The sequence below is a fragment of the Demequina maris genome, assembly GCF_000971155.1.
Classification (GTDB): domain Bacteria; phylum Actinomycetota; class Actinomycetes; order Actinomycetales; family Demequinaceae; genus Demequina; species Demequina maris.
This window is the reverse complement of record NZ_BBLX01000003.1, coordinates 72,804-90,300: the sequence shown is the minus strand read 5'-3', so window position 1 is coordinate 90,300 and position 17,497 is coordinate 72,804. Positions and strand designations below refer to the sequence as shown.

Annotated in this window: 22 protein-coding genes; 16 read left to right on the top strand and 6 right to left on the bottom strand. The window is 72.4% G+C overall.

Annotated elements, in window-relative coordinates; all coding sequences use genetic code 11:
• The first annotated feature begins 23 nt into the window (after positions 1-23).
• The 8 genes from AOM02_RS04420 (at position 24) to AOM02_RS04385 (ending at position 5,706) form a co-directional block, all read left to right on the top strand.
• Positions 24-1,118 (top strand): histidinol-phosphate transaminase, encoded by a 1,095-nt coding sequence (locus AOM02_RS04420; RefSeq protein ID WP_062297080.1) that lies wholly within the window; start codon positions 24-26, stop codon positions 1,116-1,118.
• Positions 1,115-1,714 (top strand): imidazoleglycerol-phosphate dehydratase HisB, encoded by a 600-nt coding sequence (hisB, locus tag AOM02_RS04415; RefSeq protein WP_062297077.1) that lies wholly within the window; start codon positions 1,115-1,117, stop codon positions 1,712-1,714. The genes AOM02_RS04420 and hisB overlap by 4 nt, the downstream gene beginning before the upstream one ends.
• A complete protein-coding gene (locus AOM02_RS04410) occupies positions 1,711-2,163 on the top strand; it encodes a hypothetical protein (RefSeq protein WP_062297075.1) in 453 nt (150 codons plus the stop codon). The genes hisB and AOM02_RS04410 overlap by 4 nt, the downstream gene beginning before the upstream one ends.
• Positions 2,160-2,816, top strand: coding sequence for an imidazole glycerol phosphate synthase subunit HisH (gene hisH / locus AOM02_RS04405; RefSeq protein WP_062297074.1), 657 nt, complete (start codon positions 2,160-2,162; stop codon positions 2,814-2,816). Before AOM02_RS04410 ends, hisH begins: the two co-directional genes overlap by 4 nt.
• A 10-nt stretch (positions 2,817-2,826) precedes the next feature.
• On the top strand, positions 2,827-3,552 hold the full coding sequence (locus AOM02_RS04400; RefSeq protein ID WP_062297564.1) for a formylglycine-generating enzyme family protein: 726 nt from the start codon (positions 2,827-2,829) through the stop codon (positions 3,550-3,552).
• 108 nt (positions 3,553-3,660) lie between these two features.
• Positions 3,661-4,398, top strand: coding sequence for a bifunctional 1-(5-phosphoribosyl)-5-((5-phosphoribosylamino)methylideneamino)imidazole-4-carboxamide isomerase/phosphoribosylanthranilate isomerase PriA (gene priA, locus AOM02_RS04395; protein WP_062297073.1), 738 nt, complete (start codon positions 3,661-3,663; stop codon positions 4,396-4,398).
• Between the two features lie 59 nt (positions 4,399-4,457).
• On the top strand, positions 4,458-4,949 hold the full coding sequence (locus AOM02_RS04390; RefSeq protein WP_156156081.1) for a hypothetical protein: 492 nt from the start codon (positions 4,458-4,460) through the stop codon (positions 4,947-4,949).
• A gap of 31 nt (positions 4,950-4,980) precedes the next feature.
• Positions 4,981-5,706 (top strand): SseB family protein, encoded by a 726-nt coding sequence (locus AOM02_RS04385; protein ID WP_062297071.1) that lies wholly within the window; start codon positions 4,981-4,983, stop codon positions 5,704-5,706.
• Positions 5,707-5,724: 18 nt separating this feature from the next.
• Here the strand turns inward: AOM02_RS04385 and AOM02_RS04380 are convergent, their stop codons facing one another.
• Genes AOM02_RS04380 through AOM02_RS04360 form a run of 5 tightly spaced genes read right to left on the bottom strand, consistent with a single transcriptional unit; the run spans position 5,725 to position 9,001 of the window.
• On the bottom strand, positions 5,725-6,435 hold the full coding sequence (locus AOM02_RS04380; RefSeq protein ID WP_062297070.1) for a S1 family peptidase: 711 nt from the start codon (positions 6,433-6,435) through the stop codon (positions 5,725-5,727).
• Entirely contained in the window at positions 6,428-7,027 is a 600-nt protein-coding gene (locus AOM02_RS04375; RefSeq protein WP_062297069.1) for a coiled-coil domain-containing protein, read from the bottom strand. The genes AOM02_RS04380 and AOM02_RS04375 overlap by 8 nt, the downstream gene beginning before the upstream one ends.
• Positions 7,024-7,770 carry a S1 family peptidase gene (locus AOM02_RS04370; RefSeq protein WP_369344275.1) on the bottom strand — a complete coding sequence of 249 codons (747 nt, stop codon included), beginning with the start codon at positions 7,768-7,770 and terminating at the stop codon, positions 7,024-7,026. The genes AOM02_RS04375 and AOM02_RS04370 overlap by 4 nt, the downstream gene beginning before the upstream one ends.
• A complete protein-coding gene (locus AOM02_RS04365) occupies positions 7,767-8,600 on the bottom strand; it encodes a hypothetical protein (RefSeq protein ID WP_062297067.1) in 834 nt (277 codons plus the stop codon). Before AOM02_RS04365 ends, AOM02_RS04370 begins: the two co-directional genes overlap by 4 nt.
• Before the next feature lie 47 nt (positions 8,601-8,647).
• Positions 8,648-9,001, bottom strand: a complete 354-nt coding sequence (locus tag AOM02_RS04360) for a DUF1844 domain-containing protein (RefSeq protein WP_062297065.1) — start codon at positions 8,999-9,001, stop codon at positions 8,648-8,650.
• A 315-nt stretch (positions 9,002-9,316) separates the two neighbouring features.
• Between AOM02_RS04360 and infC the strand changes: the two genes are divergently transcribed.
• From infC to AOM02_RS04335, 5 genes are all read left to right on the top strand, one after another.
• Entirely contained in the window at positions 9,317-9,979 is a 663-nt protein-coding gene (infC, locus tag AOM02_RS04355; protein WP_082099687.1) for a translation initiation factor IF-3, read from the top strand.
• Positions 9,980-10,073: 94 nt separating this feature from the next.
• Positions 10,074-10,268 carry a 50S ribosomal protein L35 gene (gene rpmI / locus AOM02_RS04350; RefSeq protein WP_062294442.1) on the top strand — a complete coding sequence of 65 codons (195 nt, stop codon included), beginning with the start codon at positions 10,074-10,076 and terminating at the stop codon, positions 10,266-10,268.
• A gap of 36 nt (positions 10,269-10,304) precedes the next feature.
• Positions 10,305-10,685, top strand: a complete 381-nt coding sequence (gene rplT / locus AOM02_RS04345; protein WP_062297061.1) for a 50S ribosomal protein L20 — start codon at positions 10,305-10,307, stop codon at positions 10,683-10,685.
• A gap of 27 nt (positions 10,686-10,712) precedes the next feature.
• Positions 10,713-11,564, top strand: a complete 852-nt coding sequence (locus AOM02_RS04340; protein WP_062297059.1) for a TrmH family RNA methyltransferase — start codon at positions 10,713-10,715, stop codon at positions 11,562-11,564.
• Between the two features lie 78 nt (positions 11,565-11,642).
• Positions 11,643-11,966 carry a hypothetical protein gene (locus tag AOM02_RS04335; protein WP_062297057.1) on the top strand — a complete coding sequence of 108 codons (324 nt, stop codon included), beginning with the start codon at positions 11,643-11,645 and terminating at the stop codon, positions 11,964-11,966.
• A gap of 30 nt (positions 11,967-11,996) precedes the next feature.
• On the opposite strand, the gene AOM02_RS04330 is transcribed toward AOM02_RS04335, so the two are convergent.
• Complete coding sequence (locus AOM02_RS04330) at positions 11,997-13,490, bottom strand: HNH endonuclease (RefSeq protein ID WP_062297055.1); 1,494 nt, start codon at positions 13,488-13,490, stop codon at positions 11,997-11,999.
• Between the two features lie 160 nt (positions 13,491-13,650).
• Between AOM02_RS04330 and AOM02_RS04325 the strand changes: the two genes are divergently transcribed.
• The 3 genes from AOM02_RS04325 to AOM02_RS14715 are packed head-to-tail and all read left to right on the top strand — an operon-like array spanning position 13,651 to position 17,342.
• A complete protein-coding gene (locus AOM02_RS04325; RefSeq protein WP_082104874.1) occupies positions 13,651-15,339 on the top strand; it encodes a GGDEF domain-containing protein in 1,689 nt (562 codons plus the stop codon).
• A 10-nt stretch (positions 15,340-15,349) separates the two neighbouring features.
• Positions 15,350-15,805, top strand: a complete 456-nt coding sequence (locus AOM02_RS04320) for a hypothetical protein (protein ID WP_062297053.1) — start codon at positions 15,350-15,352, stop codon at positions 15,803-15,805.
• A 25-nt stretch (positions 15,806-15,830) separates the two neighbouring features.
• Entirely contained in the window at positions 15,831-17,342 is a 1,512-nt protein-coding gene (locus AOM02_RS14715) for a GGDEF domain-containing protein (protein ID WP_082104873.1), read from the top strand.
• Positions 17,343-17,497 lie beyond the last annotated feature (155 nt).

Genomic DNA, 17,497 nt, shown 5'->3' with positions numbered 1-17,497 from the left:
CCGACGCTCACTAGAATCGCCCCATGACCCTGCCGATCCGCCCCGACCTGGTCGGGCTCGAGCCGTACGGTGCGCCGCAGCTCGAGGTCACCGCGCGCCTCAACGTCAACGAGAACCCGTACGCGCCGCCGAACTCGGTCGTCGACGCCATCGCGACCGCCGTCCGCAAGGCGGCCGAGGGCCTCAACCGCTACCCGGACCGCGACTTCCTCTCGCTCCGTCAGGACCTCGCCGCGTACCTCGCGGCCGAGAGCCACGTCGACTTCCTCGAGGCGCGCAACATCTGGGCCGCGAACGGCTCCAACGAGGTCATGCTCCACCTGCACCAGGCCTTCGGCGGCCCGGGCCGCACGGTGCTGAGCTTCGCGCCCACGTACTCGATGTACCCGGAGTACGCGCGCGACACCCTCACCGAGTACGTCACCTTCCCGCGCAGCGACGACTTCACGCTCGACATCGACGCCGCGGTGGCCGCGATCGCCGAGACGTCGCCCGCGATGGTGATCGTCGCGAGCCCCAACAACCCGACCGGCACCGCGCTGCCCCTCGACCAGGTCGAGGCGCTGCTCGCGGCGGCGAACGAGGTGGAAGGCGGCTGCGTCGTCGTGGTGGACGAGGCCTACGCCGAGTTCCGCCGCCGCGGCGTCCCCAGCGCCGCGTCGCTGCTGCCGGCCCACCCGAACCTCGCCGTGAGCCGCACCATGTCGAAGGCCTTCGCGCTCGCGGGCGGCCGCCTCGGCTACCTCGCCGCGCACGAGGAGTTCATCGACGTGCTGCGCGTGGTGCGCCTGCCGTACCACCTCAGCGCCGTCACCCAGGCGACGGCCTGCGCGGCGCTCGCGCACCACCGCGAGCTCCAGGCCCAGGTCGACGAGATCCGCGCCGAGCGCGACGAGACCGTCGACTGGCTGCGCGCCCAGGGCTACACGGTCGCGGACACCGATGCGAACTTCGCGCTGTTCGGGCCGTTCGAGGATCGTGAGAGGGTATTCCAGGGCCTGCTCGCGCGCGGGGTCCTCATCCGCGTCACCGGCCCCGAGGGTTGGCTGCGCGTGTCGATCGGCACGCCGCAGGAGATGGCGCTGTTCCGCAGCGCGCTGCTGGAGGTCACTGCATGAGCCGCACCGGTCGCATCGAGCGCACCACGAGCGAGTCGTCCGTCCTGGTCGAGCTGGACCTCGACGGGTCGGGCCGCACCGAGATCAGCACCGGCGTGCCGTTCTACGACCACATGCTCACGGCGCTCGGCAAGCACTCCCTCATGGACCTCACGGTCCGCGCCACGGGCGACGTGCACATCGACTCGCACCACACGGTCGAGGACGTCGCGATCTGCATCGGCGAGGCGCTCAAGCAGGCCCTCGGCGACAAGGCCGGCATCTCGCGCTTCGGCGACGCCCTGGTGCCGCTGGACGAGGCGCTCGCGCAGTGCGTCGTCGACGTGTCCGGGCGCCCGTACTTCGTGCACGTGGGCGAGCCGGTCGGCCAGGCCACCCACCTCATCGGCGGCAACTTCGCGGGCTCCCTCACGGGCCACGCGCTCGAGTCGATCGCGCACCACGCGGGCATCTGCGTGCACATGCGCGTGCTCGCGGGCCGCGACCCGCACCACATCGTCGAGGCGCAGTTCAAGGCACTCGCCCGCGCGCTCCGCTTCGCGGTCGCGAAGGACGAGCGCGTCACCGGCATCCCCTCCACCAAGGGAGCCCTGTGACCGACGTCGCGATCATCCTCACGCCGATCCCGCGACCCCGCTTCCTCACCGCGCTGTGCGCGGTGAACGGCATCCGCGGCCACGTCCTGGAGACCAGCGGTGGCCCCATCGCGGTGCTGGACGATGCGGAGCCGGCGTCGGTCGAGAAGGCCGCCCGGGCGGTGTCGGGCTTCATCAAGGGCCCGGAGTTCCTCGTCGCCGAGAGCCGTGAGGGCAACGTCCGCGTGCAGGTGTGGAAGGCCGGGGCGATGGAGCGCGAGGTCCCCGCAGGGCTCGCGCTCGCGGACTCGCCCGGCGTGGTGACCTCGCTGCTCACGCGCGCCTCCACGTTCGCCGAGATCGCCGAGACCCACGAGGACAAGGTCCACAGCACGCACCTGGGCCGGATCAAGGCCTACCGCGAGCTGATCAAGGAGGCGAACGCGCTACGGAAGGACATCGGCGCATGACCCAGCCCCTCGTCTGCGTCTTCGACTACGGCTTCGGCAACGTCCGCTCCGCCACCCGCGCCCTCGAGCACGTGGGCGCCAGAGTCGAGCTCACCAGCGACCGCACGGTCGCCGAGCACGCGCACGGCCTCGTGGTCCCCGGCGTCGGCGCCTTCGAGGCCGTCATGAACGGCCTCAAGTCGGCCCGCGGCGACCAGATCGTCGGGCGCCGCCTGTCCGGCGGCCGCCCGGTGCTGGGCATCTGCGTCGGCATGCAGGTGATGTTCGAGCGCGGCGTCGAGCACGGCACCGAGTCCGAGGGCCTCGACCAGTGGCCCGGCACGGTCGAGCTGCTCCAGACCTCCGTGGTGCCCAACATGGGCTGGGCGACCGTCGAGGCGCCGGAGGCCTCCACGCTCTTCAAGGGCGTGGAGGACGAGCGTTTCTACTTCGTGCACTCGTACGGCGCACGCGAGTTCCCGCTCGGCACCACCGAGGACACGGGCCGCTTCGCGGCGCCGCTGGTGACGTGGTCGACCGCGGGGCACGAGGGTGACGAGGACCGCTTCGTCGCCGCGGTCGAGAACGGCCCGCTCATGGCGACGCAGTTCCACCCCGAGAAGTCGGGCGAGGCCGGCCTCCAGCTGCTGCGCAACTGGGTCGAGACGCTCTAGCGTGACCGCGATGGCGCCGCTGGACGTCGACCTCGTCGACGTGCCGGGCGGCACCGTCGTGATGCGGGACGCGCGACGCGGCACGGTGCGGACCGTCGCCCTCGAGCCATACGCGATCGGCAGGCTTCCGGTCGCCGTCGGCGATCTCCCCGCGACGGGCGTCGCGTGGGACGACGCGGTCGCACGCTGCAACGCGGCCTCCGTCGCGCACGGCCTGCTCCCTACGTACCGGGCGGATCGGGCCCTGGTGCGGTGGGACCCGACCGCCGACGGCTACCGGCTCCCGACGGAGGCCGAATGGGAGCACGCGTGCCGCGCGGGCACGCAGGGCCCGACGTACGGCCCCCTGAGCGACACCGCCTGGACGGCGGACGACGCCCTCGACGGGCCCGCACCGGTGGGCCTCAAGGCGCCCAACGAGCTCGGGCTGCACGACATGCTCGGCAACGTCTGGGAGTGGTGCTGGGACTACGCGGATCCCGCGCGCTACGGCGGCTACCGCACCCTCAAGGGCGGCGGCTGGGCCGACGCCGCGTGGAGCTGCCGTGTCGGCGTGAGGCGGGGGAGCTCGCCCGACGTCCGGCTCGAGGACGTCGGCTTCCGTGTGGCGCGTGGCGCAGTCCGCGGTGCCGACGGGGTCTGGCAGGGGTGGTCCGACGATGAGGACCGGCGTCGCGCCGGCATCCGCGGACCTCTCCCGGTCGGCTGGACACCGTTGAGGGAGCTCCTCGACTGACCGGAGCCCCACGTCGCGTCCCGCGGCACCGGTCCTTCCTCGTGTACCGGTAGCCTGGGATGCGCCGCATCGGCCTCCATCACAAGGTTGTCCCACGAAAGCGAGACCATGACCGAGACCCCCCGCCTCGAGCTCCTGCCCGCCGTCGACGTCGCGGACGGCCAGGCCGTCCGTCTCACGCAGGGCGAGGCCGGCTCCGAGACCAGCTACGGCGACCCGCTGTCCGCGGCGCAGGACTGGGTGAACGGCGGTGCGGAGTGGATCCATCTGGTGGACCTCGACGCGGCCTTCGGGCGCGGCTCCAACGCCGAGCTGCTCGCGAGCGTCGTCAAGGCTGTTGACGTCAAGGTCGAGATGAGCGGCGGCATCCGCGACGACGAGTCTCTTGAGCGTGCCCTCGCGACCGGCTGCGCGCGCGTCAACCTCGGCACCGCCGCGCTCGAGAACCCCGAGTGGACGGCCCGCGCGATCGACACGTACGGCGACCGCATCGCGGTGGGCCTCGACGTGCGCGGCACCACGCTGGCCGGCCGCGGCTGGACCCGCGAGGGCGGCGACCTGTGGGAGGTGCTCGCGCGCCTCGACGCCGCCGGCTGCGCCCGCTACGTCGTCACCGACGTGAAGAAGGACGGCATGCTGTCGGGCCCGAACCTCGAGCTCCTCCAGCAGGTGTGCGAGGCCACCGACGCGCCCGTGGTCGCGAGCGGCGGCATCAGCTCGCTCGACGACATCGCCGCGCTGCGCACCCTCACGGGCGCCGGCATCGAGGGCGCGATCGTGGGCAAGGCGCTCTACAACGGCAACTTCACGCTCCCGCAGGCGCTCGACGTCGCCGGTCGCCCGTAGCGCCCGCCGCACCGAGCGGCCCGCCCCTCGATACGGTGGACGTATCGAGAGGGGCGACGATGCGCGGGCGGGGGATGGTCGTGGCGGCGATGGCGATCGCGGTGCTGGCCGGGTGCAGCGCGGCCGATGACGCGGGCGGCGGCTCGTCCGGCGGTGCGACCGTGATGCCGACGTGCCCCGACACGATCGCCCCCGAGGCGAGCGGTGTCGAGGCCGCGGAGGCGGCCCCCCGGATCGGCGCCTTCGACTCCGCGTGGCTCTGCGTCTACGCGCTGGGCGACCAGTGGACGCTCTCCGAGGGGCCCGCGCCCATCGAGGATCTCGACGGCGTCCGGGAGCTGGTCGACGCGCTCGAGCCCGCCGACCTCCTGCAGCCCTGCACCCTCGAGCTCGGACCCACGTACCTGCTCACGCTCGCCGACGGCGAGGACCTCACGAGCATCCTCGTCGACGCGTACGGTTGCCGCTGGGCACGGGTCGCGGGCGAGCCCGGGCTGCTCTCGACGCCGGACGGCGTCGTCGGCGATCTCGACACGCTCGCGGGTCTCTGAACGGTCGACGCCTGCCTCTAGGCTGGGACCCATGAGCGACGACGAGCCCCGCAAGGAGATCCCGGAGTCGATCTTCGCGGACGACGACGGCAGCGCCGACGCGCGCCTCGCCCAGGCCCTCATCCGCTTCTCTCACGGCAAGACGCCGCTCACCGACGTGGTCGACGCGCTCGCCTACGCGCGCGTCCTCATCCCCGTGCTGGCGTCGGGGGAGAAGCGCGTCATCGGCAAGCACGGCCTCGAGCAGGACGAGGTCGCCTCGACCGGCGTCGTCGCCGTCGAGATGCCGGACGGCCGCACCGCGCTGCCGGTCTTCACCGACGTCGACGCCGTCAAGGCGTGGAACGAGCGTGCCCGTCCCATCCCCGCGGAGGGCCCGCGTGCGGCGCTCGCCGCGGTCGCCGAGGGCTGGAGCGCGCTGGTGCTCAACCCCGGCATGGAGACGGTGCTCATCCCGCGCCCCGCGGTGTGGGCGCTCGGCCAGGGCGAGCCCTGGCGCCCCGCCGTCGTCGACGGCCAGGTGGCCGAGGACATCCGCGCCGCCGTCGCCGAGGCCGTCGCGTTGGACGATGCGCTCAAGGGCGTCGACGCCGTCGTGGGCCGCGGAGCGGAGGTCGCGATCGTCCTGCGGCTGGTCGCGGGCCTCACGCAGCCCGAGGTGAACGCGGTGGTCGAGCGCGTGCAGCACGAGCTCGCGCGCTCCAACGTGGTCGCGCAGCGCGTCGACTCCGTCGAGCTGCGGCTCGCGCAGGCGTAGGCCCACCCGGCCCGGCGATCAGCAGGACGCGTCGACCTCGGTGCGCTTCGCATCGTCCGCGAGGAAGGCCTCGAGCCGCGGGAGCGTGACCGCGCCCGCGTACCTCTCGCCGTCCGACGAGAAGACGACGCCCACCACGTCGCCGGCCGCGTCGGTCACCGGCGAGCCGGAGTTGCCCTCGCGCGCGAGCAGCCGGAGGTAGTAGATCTCGGCGCCGGTGGGGTCGAGGTCGTTGACGCGCAGGTCGACGTACGGCCCGGTCACGGAGGCGAGCGGCCCGCCGAGCGCGTAGCCGCTCACGGTCAGGTCGTCGCCGAGCGCGGGCTCGTCGGAGGCGAGCGTGCCGGCCTCGGGGAAGGTGCCGTCGATGGTGACGAGCGCGAGGTCGTCGTCGCGCGAGTACTCGGCGGACACCACCCGGTACTCGCGCCCCTGGTAGTCGGTGAGCTCGATGTGGGTGGTGTCCCTGACCACGTGGCGATTGGTGACGGCGTGGGTCTCGTCGAGCATCCACGCGGTGCCGTTGCGGTACGCGTCGCAGCTGATCGCCCACACGCGCAGCGCGATGCGCTCGGCGTGGGTGAAGCCGTCGTCGGACGATGCGGCGGCGGTGGCCAGCACCGGGCTGGGGGTCGCGTAGGGCGGGGGAGCGAGGGGGACGCAGGCCGAGACGGCCGTGGCGCAGGCGAGCGCCAGGGCGACGACGCCGAGGCGGCGCCGCTCACCCATGCTTCTCCCGGAAGTCCTGGTACGCCGCCGTCACCTCGTCGCAGAACGCGACGATCGACTGCTCGGAGTCGTCGATGCTCGACCGCACGTACAGCTCGGAGTTGCGCAGCACGTCGAAGTGCTCCTGCTGCGCCTCCACGCACTTCTGGTACGCGTCGGCGATGTCCTCGAGCTCCTCGACGAGCTCGGTGCCCTGCGCGCCCTGGTTCACGGCGGAGGAGTACTCCTCCTTGAGGGTCGCCAGCTGCGCCTCGGTCTGCTCGAGCTCGGCGATGCGCGCGTTCTGAGCGGAGACCTCGTCGGTGAGCGACTCCACATGGGCGCGCAGCTCGTCGTTCTGGCCCTCCCACGTCGAGCGCGCCGTTGCGAGCATCGCGAGGGGGACGGCGAGCGCGACCACGGCGACGAGGCTGAGCCCGAGGGCGATCGCGAGGCCCCGCCGGCGGGCGGGCGCCGGAGCGGGGGTGGGCTCGGGGACGGGCGCGGAATCCTGCGCGGGGACGGGCGCGGGCGCGGAATCTTGCGCCGCCTCCGGCGCAGGAACAGGCTCCGGCTGCGGGCCGTTCGGGCCGCGCGGGTCGTCCTCGGTCACGTCGACCCCACGCTGGACGACGTGCAGGTCGACTCGGGCACGAACAGCGAGGCCTCGTCGAGCAGCGTGTTGAGGGTCGAGATGGGCACGATGAAGCTCTGGTTCGAGTAGTTCTTCGCGTAGATGACGCCGACCACGGTGCCGGCCTCGTCGAGCACGGGCGAGCCCGAGGAGCCCTGCTCGACCTTCGCGCTCGTCGCGAGCACGGTGCCGACGGCGCCGCCCAGCGGGTCCGTGGTCGGTCCGAGCACCACGCCCGCGGACGTGGTGAGGCGCCCGCCGTTCGGGTAGCCGACCACCGTGATGACGTCGCCCTCGGCGGGGTCCTCGTCGGCCCGCACCGCGTACGACGAGCCGAGCGACTCCTCGGTGGTGATGATCGCGATGTCGGCGATGGTGGTGGTCGCGGCGGCGGTCGCGGCGATCGAGCGGCCGTCGTAGGTGGTGAGGGTGATGCGCTTGGCGTCGGCGACCACGTGGCGGTTGGTCACCAGCGTGTGGTCGTTGAGCGCGAAGCCGGTGCCGGTGGCGATGAACCCGCAGCCGACGTTCCGCACGCGCACCGTCATGCGCTGCGCGGCGGAGAAGCCGTCGGGGGAGAGGGCGACCGCGACCTCGCCCGGCGACGCCGAGGGCTCGGGGACGAAGTCGTCGGGCATCGCGCCGGGGGCCTGCGGCAGGGCCGCGCAGCCGGTCAGCGCCAGGGCCGCGAGGGTGAGGGCCGCGACTCGGGTGCGGATCACGGGGCCACCGACTGCTGGAACGTGAGGTTGGCGTCGGCGGCCGCCTGGCACAGCTCGTCGACGCTCGCCTCGAAGCTGCGCAGCTCCTTGGGCTTGAGGTCGTCGGGGTTCGCGAGGTACTCGGCGAGCTGCTCGTGGCCCTGGATGCAGCGGCTCAGCGAGTTCGCGACCGACGTCGCGTCCGTGATGATCTCCTGCAGGCCCGCGATCTGCTCCTGCGCGTACGCGGCGTCGTCGCCCCACTGGGCGTTCTCGGCCTGCAGGCGGCTCACGGTGTCCTTCGAGGCGGACAGCTGCTGCGACACGAGGTCCAGCTGCTCTTGCGTGGTGGTCAGGGTGTCCCGCTCGGAGGCGAGGTCCTCGCCCAGGCCGTAGCTGTACGCGGTCATCTCGACCACGCGCTCCTCCCACGCCTCGGACACGCGCCACAGGTACGCGATGAGCGCCGAGGCCGCGAGCAGGAGGACGGTGAGCATCGCGATCGTCACCACCAGGCCGACCGGGCGGGGACGATGCGCGTACGCGGTCTCCGCGGCGGCCGCCTCGTCCTCGGGGTCGTCGGGCACGACGGGGTCGGCGTCGTCGTCCTCGCCGTAGCGATGGGCCTCGTCGATGGTCGGGGACGAGGTGGGCGAGGAGGAGGGCGGCGCGGCGGGCTCGGGCGTTGCCGCGCGCTCGCCGGCGCTCTCGCCGCCGGCGACAGGGATCTCGTCGGTGTCGACGTGGTCGGTGGGCTCCGCGGGCTCGCCAGCGGCCGGATCGGGCTGCGTGACGGGGAGGAACGGGACGCGAGGGCGGTTGACACCCTCGGGAGGGCTCGCCGAGATCACGAGGTCACCCCTCGCGCCGTCTCGACGGCTGTCCTCCCCAGTCGTCACTACGTGACCGCCCCCGTGTACTTCTCGCCGGGCCCGTCTCCGGGCCTGTCCGGGACCACCGAGGCCTCCCGGAATGCCAACTGTACGCTTCGCAACCCGTCCCGCAGGACGCGCGCGTGGGTGTCACCGAGATCCGGGGCGGCGGCGGTGACGAGTCCCGCAAGCGCGTTGATGATCGTCCGCGCCTCGTCGAGGTCCTTGAGGTCCTCGCCTTCCTCCGCCAGACCGCACCGAAGCGCGGCGGCACTCAGGAGATGAACGCTTACCGTGGTGATAAGTTCCACGGCGCCCACCTCGGCGATGTCGCGGGCCGCGTCGGCGACCCCCGCATCGTCCCCGGGCACGCCCGTCATAGGCGCTCCGGTGGTCTCATCGTGGGCCTCTGGTCCGTCCGATCCGGAGGGACCGGGACCTGCTGCCTGGTCATTGCTGCTCATGCTTGCTATTCTTGTCCATCGACCGGTTGCGGCAGGTGTCGCAACACGCAAGTGGAGTCCACCTCCCACCCTAGGACCGCGAGGACCAGGGTCTCGGTTCCGGCGGCCGCCGTATGACGGGCCGTCGTTGCTGCGGTGGCCTCTGCTCGTGTTCGGGCAGGGGCCTTTTCCCGTTTCTGGGGCAGGGCGCCGGCCGGGAGGTCGTTCAGGAAGCAACGGTAAGGAGCCGCTATCAACGAGCCGCGCATCAACGAGCGCATCCGTGTCCCCGAGGTCCGCCTGGTCGGTCCGAAGGGCGAGCAGGTCGGCATCGTCCGCATCGAGGATGCCCTCCGTCTGGCGCAGGACGCCGAGCTCGACCTGGTCGAGGTGGCGCCCAACTCGCGTCCTCCCGTCGTCAAGCTCATGGACTACGGAAAGTTCAAGTACGAGGCTGCGGTCAAGGCACGCGAGGCACGTCGCAACCAGGCGAACACCGAGATCAAGGAGATGCGGTTCCGCCTGAAGATCGACGAGCACGACTACGAGACCAAGAAGGGTCACGTCGTCCGGTTCCTCAAGGGTGGCGACAAGGTCAAGATCACGATCATGTTCCGTGGTCGCGAGCAGTCCCGTCCTGAGATGGGCCGCCGCCTGCTGATGAAGCTCGCGGAGGAGGTCCAGGAGTTCGGCGTCGTGGAGAACGCGCCGAACCAGGAGGGCCGCAACATGTCGCTGGTCCTGGGTCCGCTGAAGAAGAAGGCGGAGGCCAAGGAGGAGCAGCGCAAGGTGCGCGAGGAGCGCAAGGCCGCGGAGGCGGCGGCGCGCGAGGAGCGCAAGGGCCCCCACAAGGGTGTCGATGAGGCAGCCGAGGAGTCGGCCGCCGAGGTGGTCGAGGAGTCGGCCGCCGAGTAGTCGTCGCGAGACGCACACAGGCTTCGGGCGCCAGCCGCCCGTGAAACGTGCTGGGTTCCACCGGGCCCAGCCAGACCTAGAAGGAGAGGCAGCAATGCCCAAGAACAAGACCCACTCGGGTGCCAAGAAGCGCTTCAAGCTCACCGGCACCGGCAAGGTGAAGCACGCCTCGGCGATGAACGTCCACAAGTTCGAGGAGAAGCACTCCTCGCGCAAGCGCCGCGTGGCCCAGGACCAGATCCTGTCGGACGCCGACTCGAAGAAGATCAAGAAGCTGCTGGGCAAGTAAGCCCCGCCCCCTACACGTACCTTTAGGAGAACTGAAATGGCACGCGTCAAGCGGGCGGTCAACGCCCAGAAGAAGCGCCGGACGACCCTCGAGCGCGCTGCGGGCTACCGCGGCCAGCGCTCGCGCCTCTACCGCAAGGCGAAGGAGCAGGTCACCCACTCCCTCGTCTACTCGTACAACGACCGCCGCAAGCGCAAGGGCGACTTCCGCAAGCTGTGGATCCAGCGCATCAACGCTGCGGCCCGTGCGAACGGCATGACCTACAACCGCTTCATCCAGGGCCTCAAGGCCGCTGGCATCGAGGTGGACCGCCGCATGCTCGCCGAGCTCGCGGTGAACGACGAGGCCGCCTTCGCGACCCTCGTCGACACGGCGAAGAAGGCCCTCCCGGCCGACGTCAACGCGCCCGCCGCGTAAGACGCCTCCACGGAAGGCACCCGCCGCATGACAGAACGCCCCGCTGGGCCAGCAGACCTCACCGTCACGCTTTCGAATCCGAAGGCGGAACGGGTCAAGAGAGTCGCGGCCCTGGCGGGGCGTTCTGCGCGTTCGCGGGCGGGTGCCCTCCTGGTCGAGGGCCCGCAGGGCGTGCGCGAGGCCGTGCGCTTCGCCGCCGAGCGGGTTCGCGACGTCTACCTGTCGCCTGACGCGTCGCTGCGTTACCCCGAGATCGCCACCGAGGCGCTCGCCGCCGGGCTGTACGTCCACCTCGGCACCGACGCGGTCCTCGAGGCGATGAGCGCCGACGCCCAGGGTGTCGTCGCCGTGATCGACTCGACGGGTACCTCGCTCGACGACGTCATCGCGGCCGCGCCCACGCTCGTCGCGGTGCTCTCCAACGTCCGCGACCCCGGCAACGCCGGCACCGTGATCCGGTGCGCCGATGCGGCGGGCGCCGACGCCGTCGTCCTCGCCGGCGAGTCCGTCGACCCCGGCAACCCCAAGGTGATCCGCTCGACCGCGGGCAGCCTCTTCCACCTCCCGGTCGCGCGCGCCCCGCTCGCCGAGGCCGTCGCCGCGCTGCGCGGGGCCGGCCTCACCGTCCTGGCCGCCGACGGCTCGGGCGAGGACCTGCTGGGCGACCCGTCCGCCGGCGCCGGAGCGGGCGGCTCGGAGTCGCTCGCCGCTCCCACCGCGTGGGTGTTCGGCAACGAGGCGTGGGGCCTGCGCCCCGAGGAGCTCTCGCTCGTCGACGCCGTGGTGCGGATCCCCATCCACGGCCACGCCGAGAGCCTCAACCTCGGCACCGCCGCCGCCGTGTGCCTCTACGCCTCGGCGACCGCGCAGCGGGCCTAGGGCCAGGGGGCGCTTGACGCGTCACGGCCGCGCATCCATGCTTGTCAGGTGGACGCGTCGGCGAGGGCTCTACCAGGGATGAAGCGGCGATCGACCGCCGTGGTCGTGCTTGCCGCGATCTGCCTCGGCGCGGCGGCATGGGGCGCGTACCTCCTTGCGACGCAGTGGAGCACCGTCTACTGGAACCTCGGTTCGAACTCCCACGCGTACGCCTACGCACTTCCCGTCCTCTACGCCTCGACGGCGGTGCTGGCCGTGACGGCGCTCGTGCGGGCGGGCAGGACGCGATCGGCGGTGGAACCCGTCGTGGCTCGCGGCCACGTCATCGTGCTGGCGGTGCTCCTCGCGCTCACCGCGTGGGGCGCGGTCGCGACCCTGGCGGGACGCGCCTTCGCTGTCTAGCCCCCGCGGAGCCCTCCACGGCGCCGGTTGTTAGAACAACCCTGTGGGCGCACCCCGCGTAGGTGCCGACGCCCTCACCCCATGCGTCGCGGTGGGCGACACTGGCGGCGAGCCTCCCGCGCGCGCTCCACCCCCTGCGTCAGGTCCGCTCGAGGCCACTCGCGCGCTGCCGCCGAGCCTCGGCTCCCTCGACGGGTCCACCTCGGGCGGGGGGATGAACCACACCTGGCCGTCCCGCACCTCGATCTCCCATCCGGTCGCGTGGAGCTGCACATGGCACGAGCGGCAGAGGAGGACCCCGTTGCTCAGGTCCGTGCGGCCGCCCTTGCTCCACTCGAGGATGTGGTGGGCGTCGCACCAGGCCGGCGGGCGTCCGCACCAGGCGCAGCCGCCATCACGGCGCGCCAGCGCGATCTTCTGATACCGCGTGAAGAGCCGCTCCCGGCGTCCCAGATCGAGCGGCACGGACTGCCCGCCCATCACCGCAGGGATGACACCTGCGTCCGCGAGAAGGCCCCGGAGCGACTCGATGCTGAGACGCGTCGACAGGTGCTCCGTATCGACGAGCCCGGATCCGCGCCGCAGGTCCTCGAGATCGACGTGCACCACCATGGTCGTCTTCACGCCATTGGTCATGGTCGAGCAGTCGAGACCGTGCTGGGCGAGGTCGGCGAGCACGTCGGCGCGGATCTGCCCGGCGGTGCGATGGTCGTCGAGCTCGCGGTCGCGGCGTCGCTGGAAGGCGTCCTTCACGTGCGCGTCGAGCAACGCGACGATCGGAAGCGCGGTCGCGGCGTCCAAGCGGCCCGTCAGCGTCACCATGCCGTCCGCGTCCTGTCGCACCAGCAGGTGGCGTGCGTCGCGCCGCCGCCGCTCGTCCTCGAGGAAGCGCCGGTGGTCGTACGCCTCGCGCTCCCGCTGGCACGCGCGTCGCAGGTCCGGGATGTCCAGCCGGAAGGCCTTCTTCACGAGGCGCTCCTCGACGTCCATGGCCGTCTCGTCGTCCATCCCCTCGAGCGCCTTGACGATGAGGGATGCCGCCTCGGCGCCGATGAGCCCGGCGCGGAGCGCCTCGCCGACGGGGGAGAGCGGCTCGTCGTCCTGGTCCTCGTCGTCGCCCGAGCCATCGTCCGGGTCCTCGGGCGACGGATCGGGCGTCTTCTCAGGCTGCGGATCTGGTCCAGGCTTCGGACCCGGGTCGGGCACCGGCTCCGGCGGGAGCATCGCGAGCCCGGCCTCGATGAGCCGCCGCGCCTCGGCAGGCGACACCCCCGCGCGGCTGCCGATCATCCGCTCGGCCGACGCGAAGCCCTCCTGCCGCGCGAGCCCGATCGCCCCGCCCATCGACCTCTTCGAGATCTCGGCGGCGAACGCCGCGTAGACCACCTTCGACGCCGCCATCACCGCCGCCGCGACTGCCTCGCCGTCAAGCAGCTCCGCCCGGCTCAGCGCTCCCGGGTCAGCCCCGTCCAGCCCGCGCGCGCCGGCGACCGAGGTCTCGAGCCGGGCCGTGGAGATCGCCATGTGACAAGTCCACCATCAGGGTCAGACAATTCGGACGTTCTCCACAGGTCGGATTCGGGGGATCGGCAGCGGACCCCCGAAGCGGCAGAACAGACACCCTGTGACGAAGACCACCCCTGGTCCGGCCCAGAACTCACCGGGAAGAACGGACAATAGAGACATGTGGTTCGGGACCTTGAGATGGCGGATGGCGCGCTCGCGCGGCGTCATCGTCGCGGTCGTCATCGTCGCCACCGTCCTGATCGGCCAGATGGCCACCTCGATCCTCAACGCCGTCCTCGCGGACCGCGCCCTCCAGGCCGCGGCGGAGGACACCTACACGTACGTCGGCGACCTCATGTCGGAGCGGGTCGGCGACTTCGCCGGCGCCGCCCAGGACGTGGTCGCGGGCACCGCGTCGGAGCTCGTCCGCCACGGCGGCTCGATGGACGAGGACATCCTCGTGCGCGCCCTCGCGGACCGCCTGTCGCGCGAGCCCTCCGTCGGCACCGTCTTCGTCGCCGACACCGACGGCCACCTCCTCGCGCTCGCGGGCACCGACACCGGCTACACCCGCCTGGACGTCGCGCCCACGACCACGAGCGGCTCCACCGTCCTGCGCACCGACTACGACGACGACCTCGTCGAGACCGCCACCGAGACCACGACCGTCGCCTACACCGCGGCCTCGCGCCCCTGGTACCGCGACGCCCTCGCTGCGGACGGCATCGTCTGGACGGACCCGTACGTCTCCGTCCGCACCGGCGAGATCGTCGTCTCCCCGGTCACCGCCGTGACGGTCGACGGCGAGGTCAGGGCGATCGTCGGCGCGGACCTCGACCTCGACCTCCTCGGCGAGCTCCTCGAGGACATCCCCATCGGCGCCGACGCCCGCGCCTTCATCCTCACCGGCGACGGCCAGGTGGTCGCCGCGCCTACCGCCCGCCGCGACGAGCTGCAGCGCCTCCTCGACGAGCAGGCCGGCCTCCCGAATGCGGAGGACCTTGGCCTCCCCACGGTCGCGCCCAGCGCGCTCGACGACGAGGGCGACGCCATCCGCACCCGCGACGACACCGTCAGCCTCGAGCGCACCATGGACCCCGACACGGGCCTCGACTGGGTGCTCCACCTCGACGCCAGCACCGCGGACCTCACCCCGGCGGTCGACGACTTCAAGCGCGCCTCGTCCTGGGTCACGATCATCTCGATCCTCATGGTGCTCGTCGCGGCCGTGGTCGCCCTGCGCCTGTGGCGCCCCATCCGCACGATGCGCGTCCGCGCGGCGACCGACGCCCTCACCGGCCTCGCCAACCGTTACGAGTACACGCGCCGCCTCCGCGCGATCCTGCGCTCCGCCGAGCACACCGAGGACACCGTCCTGCTCATCGCGCTCGACCTCGACAACTTCAAGCAGGTCAACGACGAGCACGGCCACGATGCGGGCGACGTGGTCCTCGCGGCCGTCGGCGACACGCTGCTGGAGTCCGTCCGCGTGCGCGACGTCGCGGCGCGCGTCGGCGGCGACGAGTTCGTCGTCGTGATGCGCCTGGGCGAGCGCGGCTCGCCCGTCGAGCTCACGCGCCGCCTCCGCGACGACGTCGCCACCGCGATCCACGAGTCCTTCGCGGGCGCCGCCGGCGTCGGCGCGACCGCCGGCTTCGCCACCACCGCCGACGTCGGCTACGACCCGCGGCACCTCCAGACCGCGGCGGACGATGCGCTGGTCGCCGGCAAGCGTGTCCGCAAGGGCCGCACGTACGCGTACGGCCACGCGGCGGGCAGCGAGTCCGCGGGCGACGCCGTGGGAGACGATGCGACGGCCGGGTCCGAGGACCCCGCACGGCAGGCTGATAGTCTCCCCGGGAACTGAGGGAGGCCCCATGGAGAACACGCGCCGGCTCGAGATCCCCGGAGCGCGCGGCAAGGTCGAGGTCGACGGTGTCCTGGGACTCCTCTACAAGGTCCGGATCGACGGCCAGGTCGTCAAGCGCCGCAAGGGTCGCTGGGACGTCCCGATGCGCAACGGCAAGACCGCCGCGCTGACCTCCAATGGCGTCATCCCGGGCTTCCAGACCCTCTACTTCGACGGCCAGCCGATCCTCAAGATGGGCGCCCACGTCGAGCCCGCGGTCAAGGTCGCGATGTTCGCCCCCGTGATCCTCATCCTGTGGGGCTTCATCGGCGCGATCCTCACGGTGCTGATGCTCCTCACCAACATCATGCTGGTGAAGAACCCGCAGATGCCCATGGGGCTGCGTCTGGGCCTGCCGGTGGTCAACACCGTGGTGATGGCGATGGCGCTGACCCTCATCGGCGTCCCGAGCCTCTTCTTCTAGCCGCCGCCAGCCGCCAGCCCCGGCCATGTCCCGCCGCCTCGCCGTCCGCAGCCCGTCGGACCCGTTGCCGTGGGCCTTCGCGTCGGTGATCGTCGCGCTCGTCGTCATCGGGCTCACGACGGTGGGCGTGCGCGCGAGCGTCACCGCCGACTCCGCGCACGCCGCGATCGAGGGCACCACCCTCGTCGGCGACGCGACCGCGGTCCAGCTCGAGGGCGCGACGCGCCCCGCCGAGGCCACCGTCCGCACGGTCGCGGGCGCCATCGGCGTCGACCGCACGCTCCTCACGGATCCGGCGCGCATGCTCGACGAGCTCGGCCCGCTCATGGACGGCCAGTCCACCCTCGCCGCGATCACCGTGGTCGCCGCCGACGGCACCGAGGCGGAGATCGACCGCCGCGAGCCCGGCTTCGTCTTCCGCACCATCGCCGCCGACGGCACCGTCGACGTCACCGTGCTCGACGAGTCGCTCGAGCCCGTCGAGACCCGTGACGACGCCCCCGCCCGCGCCCGCCCTGAGCGCGCCTGGCTCGAGGACGCGCAGTGGTCCACGTCGGTGGTGTGGAGCGACCCGGCCACCGTGCCCGAGGTCGGCCGCACCGTCGTCCACGCCGCCATGGCCGCGCGCAGCCCGCGCGGCGACCTCGTCGCGGTCGTCGCGGTGCGCCTCGACGCCGAGGTCTTCTCGCGGCTGCTGCAGGCGTCTCCCGCGACCAGCTACGGCGAGGCGTCCGTGGTGGGCGAGAACGGCGTGGTCCTCGCCGGCGCCGGGGAGGTCGCGATGGGGGACGATGCGGCGACCGAGCCGGCCTCCGCGGGCACCGTCGCCGTGGGCGACGTGGTGACCTACGCGCGCCCCGTGAGCGACACCCTGCCGTGGACGCTCACCGTGGTGGTCGACGGGGACGAGGTCCTCCCGGCCGTCGCCTCGCTCGACCGCACGATGCTGCTCTACACGGTCGTCATCGTCGTCGTCACGCTCATCATGGTCCTGGTGCTGTGGGCCCTCCGCCGCCCCGCCGGCGAGGTCTCCGTGCGCGCCCGCACCGACGCGCTCACCGGGCTGAGCAACCGTCACCACTTCGAGGTGCGCGGCAACGACGTCCTGCAGGCCGCCAGCCGGCGCGGCGCGACGGTGGCGGTCGCGGTCTTCGACCTCGACAACTTCAAGGCTGTCAACGACGGCGCCGGGCACGAGTTCGGGGACGATGCGCTGCGCGCCGTCGCCGATGGCCTCGCCCGGGCGTCGGGCCCGCGGGACGTGGTCGGCCGCCTCGGCGGCGACGAGTTCGCCGCGGTGCTGTGGCTCGGCGTCGACGAGGACGCCCCGACCGCCGTCGAACGGCTCCGCACGAGCGCGCACATGACCCTCGAGCGCGCCGTGGGGGACCGCTTCGACGTGGGCGTGAGCGCCGGCTGGGTGGACACCGCCGCGGGCGAGTACCGGCTTCCCAACCTCGTGCGCGCCGCGGACGCCGCCATGGTCTCGGGCAAGCGCACCAGCAAGGGCGTCGCCTACGAGGGCTCGCACGCCTGACGGGACCTCCCCGTCCTACCGGGCCCGCGCATCGTCCTGCTACCGTGGCCGCATGAGCACGAGCCTGGCCCGCATCACGCGTCGCGCCGCCGTGCGCTTCTTTCTCTAGGCCCGGGGAGATCCCCCGGGCCTGACGGCATGCCCCGCGCCCGCAT

What these genes read in the sequence shown, in the direction of transcription:
- AOM02_RS04420 (WP_062297080.1), top strand. Translation starts at nt 24, where the DNA reads ATGACCCTGCCGATCCGCCCCGACCTGGTCGGGCTCGAGCCGTACGGT.
- hisB (WP_062297077.1), top strand. Translation starts at nt 1,115, where the DNA reads ATGAGCCGCACCGGTCGCATCGAGCGCACCACGAGCGAGTCGTCCGTC.
- hisH (WP_062297074.1), top strand. Translation starts at nt 2,160, where the DNA reads ATGACCCAGCCCCTCGTCTGCGTCTTCGACTACGGCTTCGGCAACGTC.
- AOM02_RS04400 (WP_062297564.1), top strand. Translation starts at nt 2,827, where the DNA reads ATGGCGCCGCTGGACGTCGACCTCGTCGACGTGCCGGGCGGCACCGTC.
- priA (WP_062297073.1), top strand. Translation starts at nt 3,661, where the DNA reads ATGACCGAGACCCCCCGCCTCGAGCTCCTGCCCGCCGTCGACGTCGCG.
- AOM02_RS04390 (WP_156156081.1), top strand. Translation starts at nt 4,458, where the DNA reads ATGCGCGGGCGGGGGATGGTCGTGGCGGCGATGGCGATCGCGGTGCTG.
- AOM02_RS04385 (WP_062297071.1), top strand. Translation starts at nt 4,981, where the DNA reads ATGAGCGACGACGAGCCCCGCAAGGAGATCCCGGAGTCGATCTTCGCG.
- AOM02_RS04380 (WP_062297070.1), bottom strand. Translation starts at nt 6,435, where the DNA reads ATGGGTGAGCGGCGCCGCCTCGGCGTCGTCGCCCTGGCGCTCGCCTGC.
- AOM02_RS04360 (WP_062297065.1), bottom strand. Translation starts at nt 9,001, where the DNA reads ATGACGGGCGTGCCCGGGGACGATGCGGGGGTCGCCGACGCGGCCCGC.
- rpmI (WP_062294442.1), top strand. Translation starts at nt 10,074, where the DNA reads ATGCCCAAGAACAAGACCCACTCGGGTGCCAAGAAGCGCTTCAAGCTC.
- rplT (WP_062297061.1), top strand. Translation starts at nt 10,305, where the DNA reads ATGGCACGCGTCAAGCGGGCGGTCAACGCCCAGAAGAAGCGCCGGACG.
- AOM02_RS04340 (WP_062297059.1), top strand. Translation starts at nt 10,713, where the DNA reads ATGACAGAACGCCCCGCTGGGCCAGCAGACCTCACCGTCACGCTTTCG.
- AOM02_RS04335 (WP_062297057.1), top strand. Translation starts at nt 11,643, where the DNA reads ATGAAGCGGCGATCGACCGCCGTGGTCGTGCTTGCCGCGATCTGCCTC.
- AOM02_RS04330 (WP_062297055.1), bottom strand. Translation starts at nt 13,490, where the DNA reads ATGGCGATCTCCACGGCCCGGCTCGAGACCTCGGTCGCCGGCGCGCGC.
- AOM02_RS04325 (WP_082104874.1), top strand. Translation starts at nt 13,651, where the DNA reads ATGTGGTTCGGGACCTTGAGATGGCGGATGGCGCGCTCGCGCGGCGTC.
- AOM02_RS04320 (WP_062297053.1), top strand. Translation starts at nt 15,350, where the DNA reads ATGGAGAACACGCGCCGGCTCGAGATCCCCGGAGCGCGCGGCAAGGTC.
- AOM02_RS14715 (WP_082104873.1), top strand. Translation starts at nt 15,831, where the DNA reads ATGTCCCGCCGCCTCGCCGTCCGCAGCCCGTCGGACCCGTTGCCGTGG.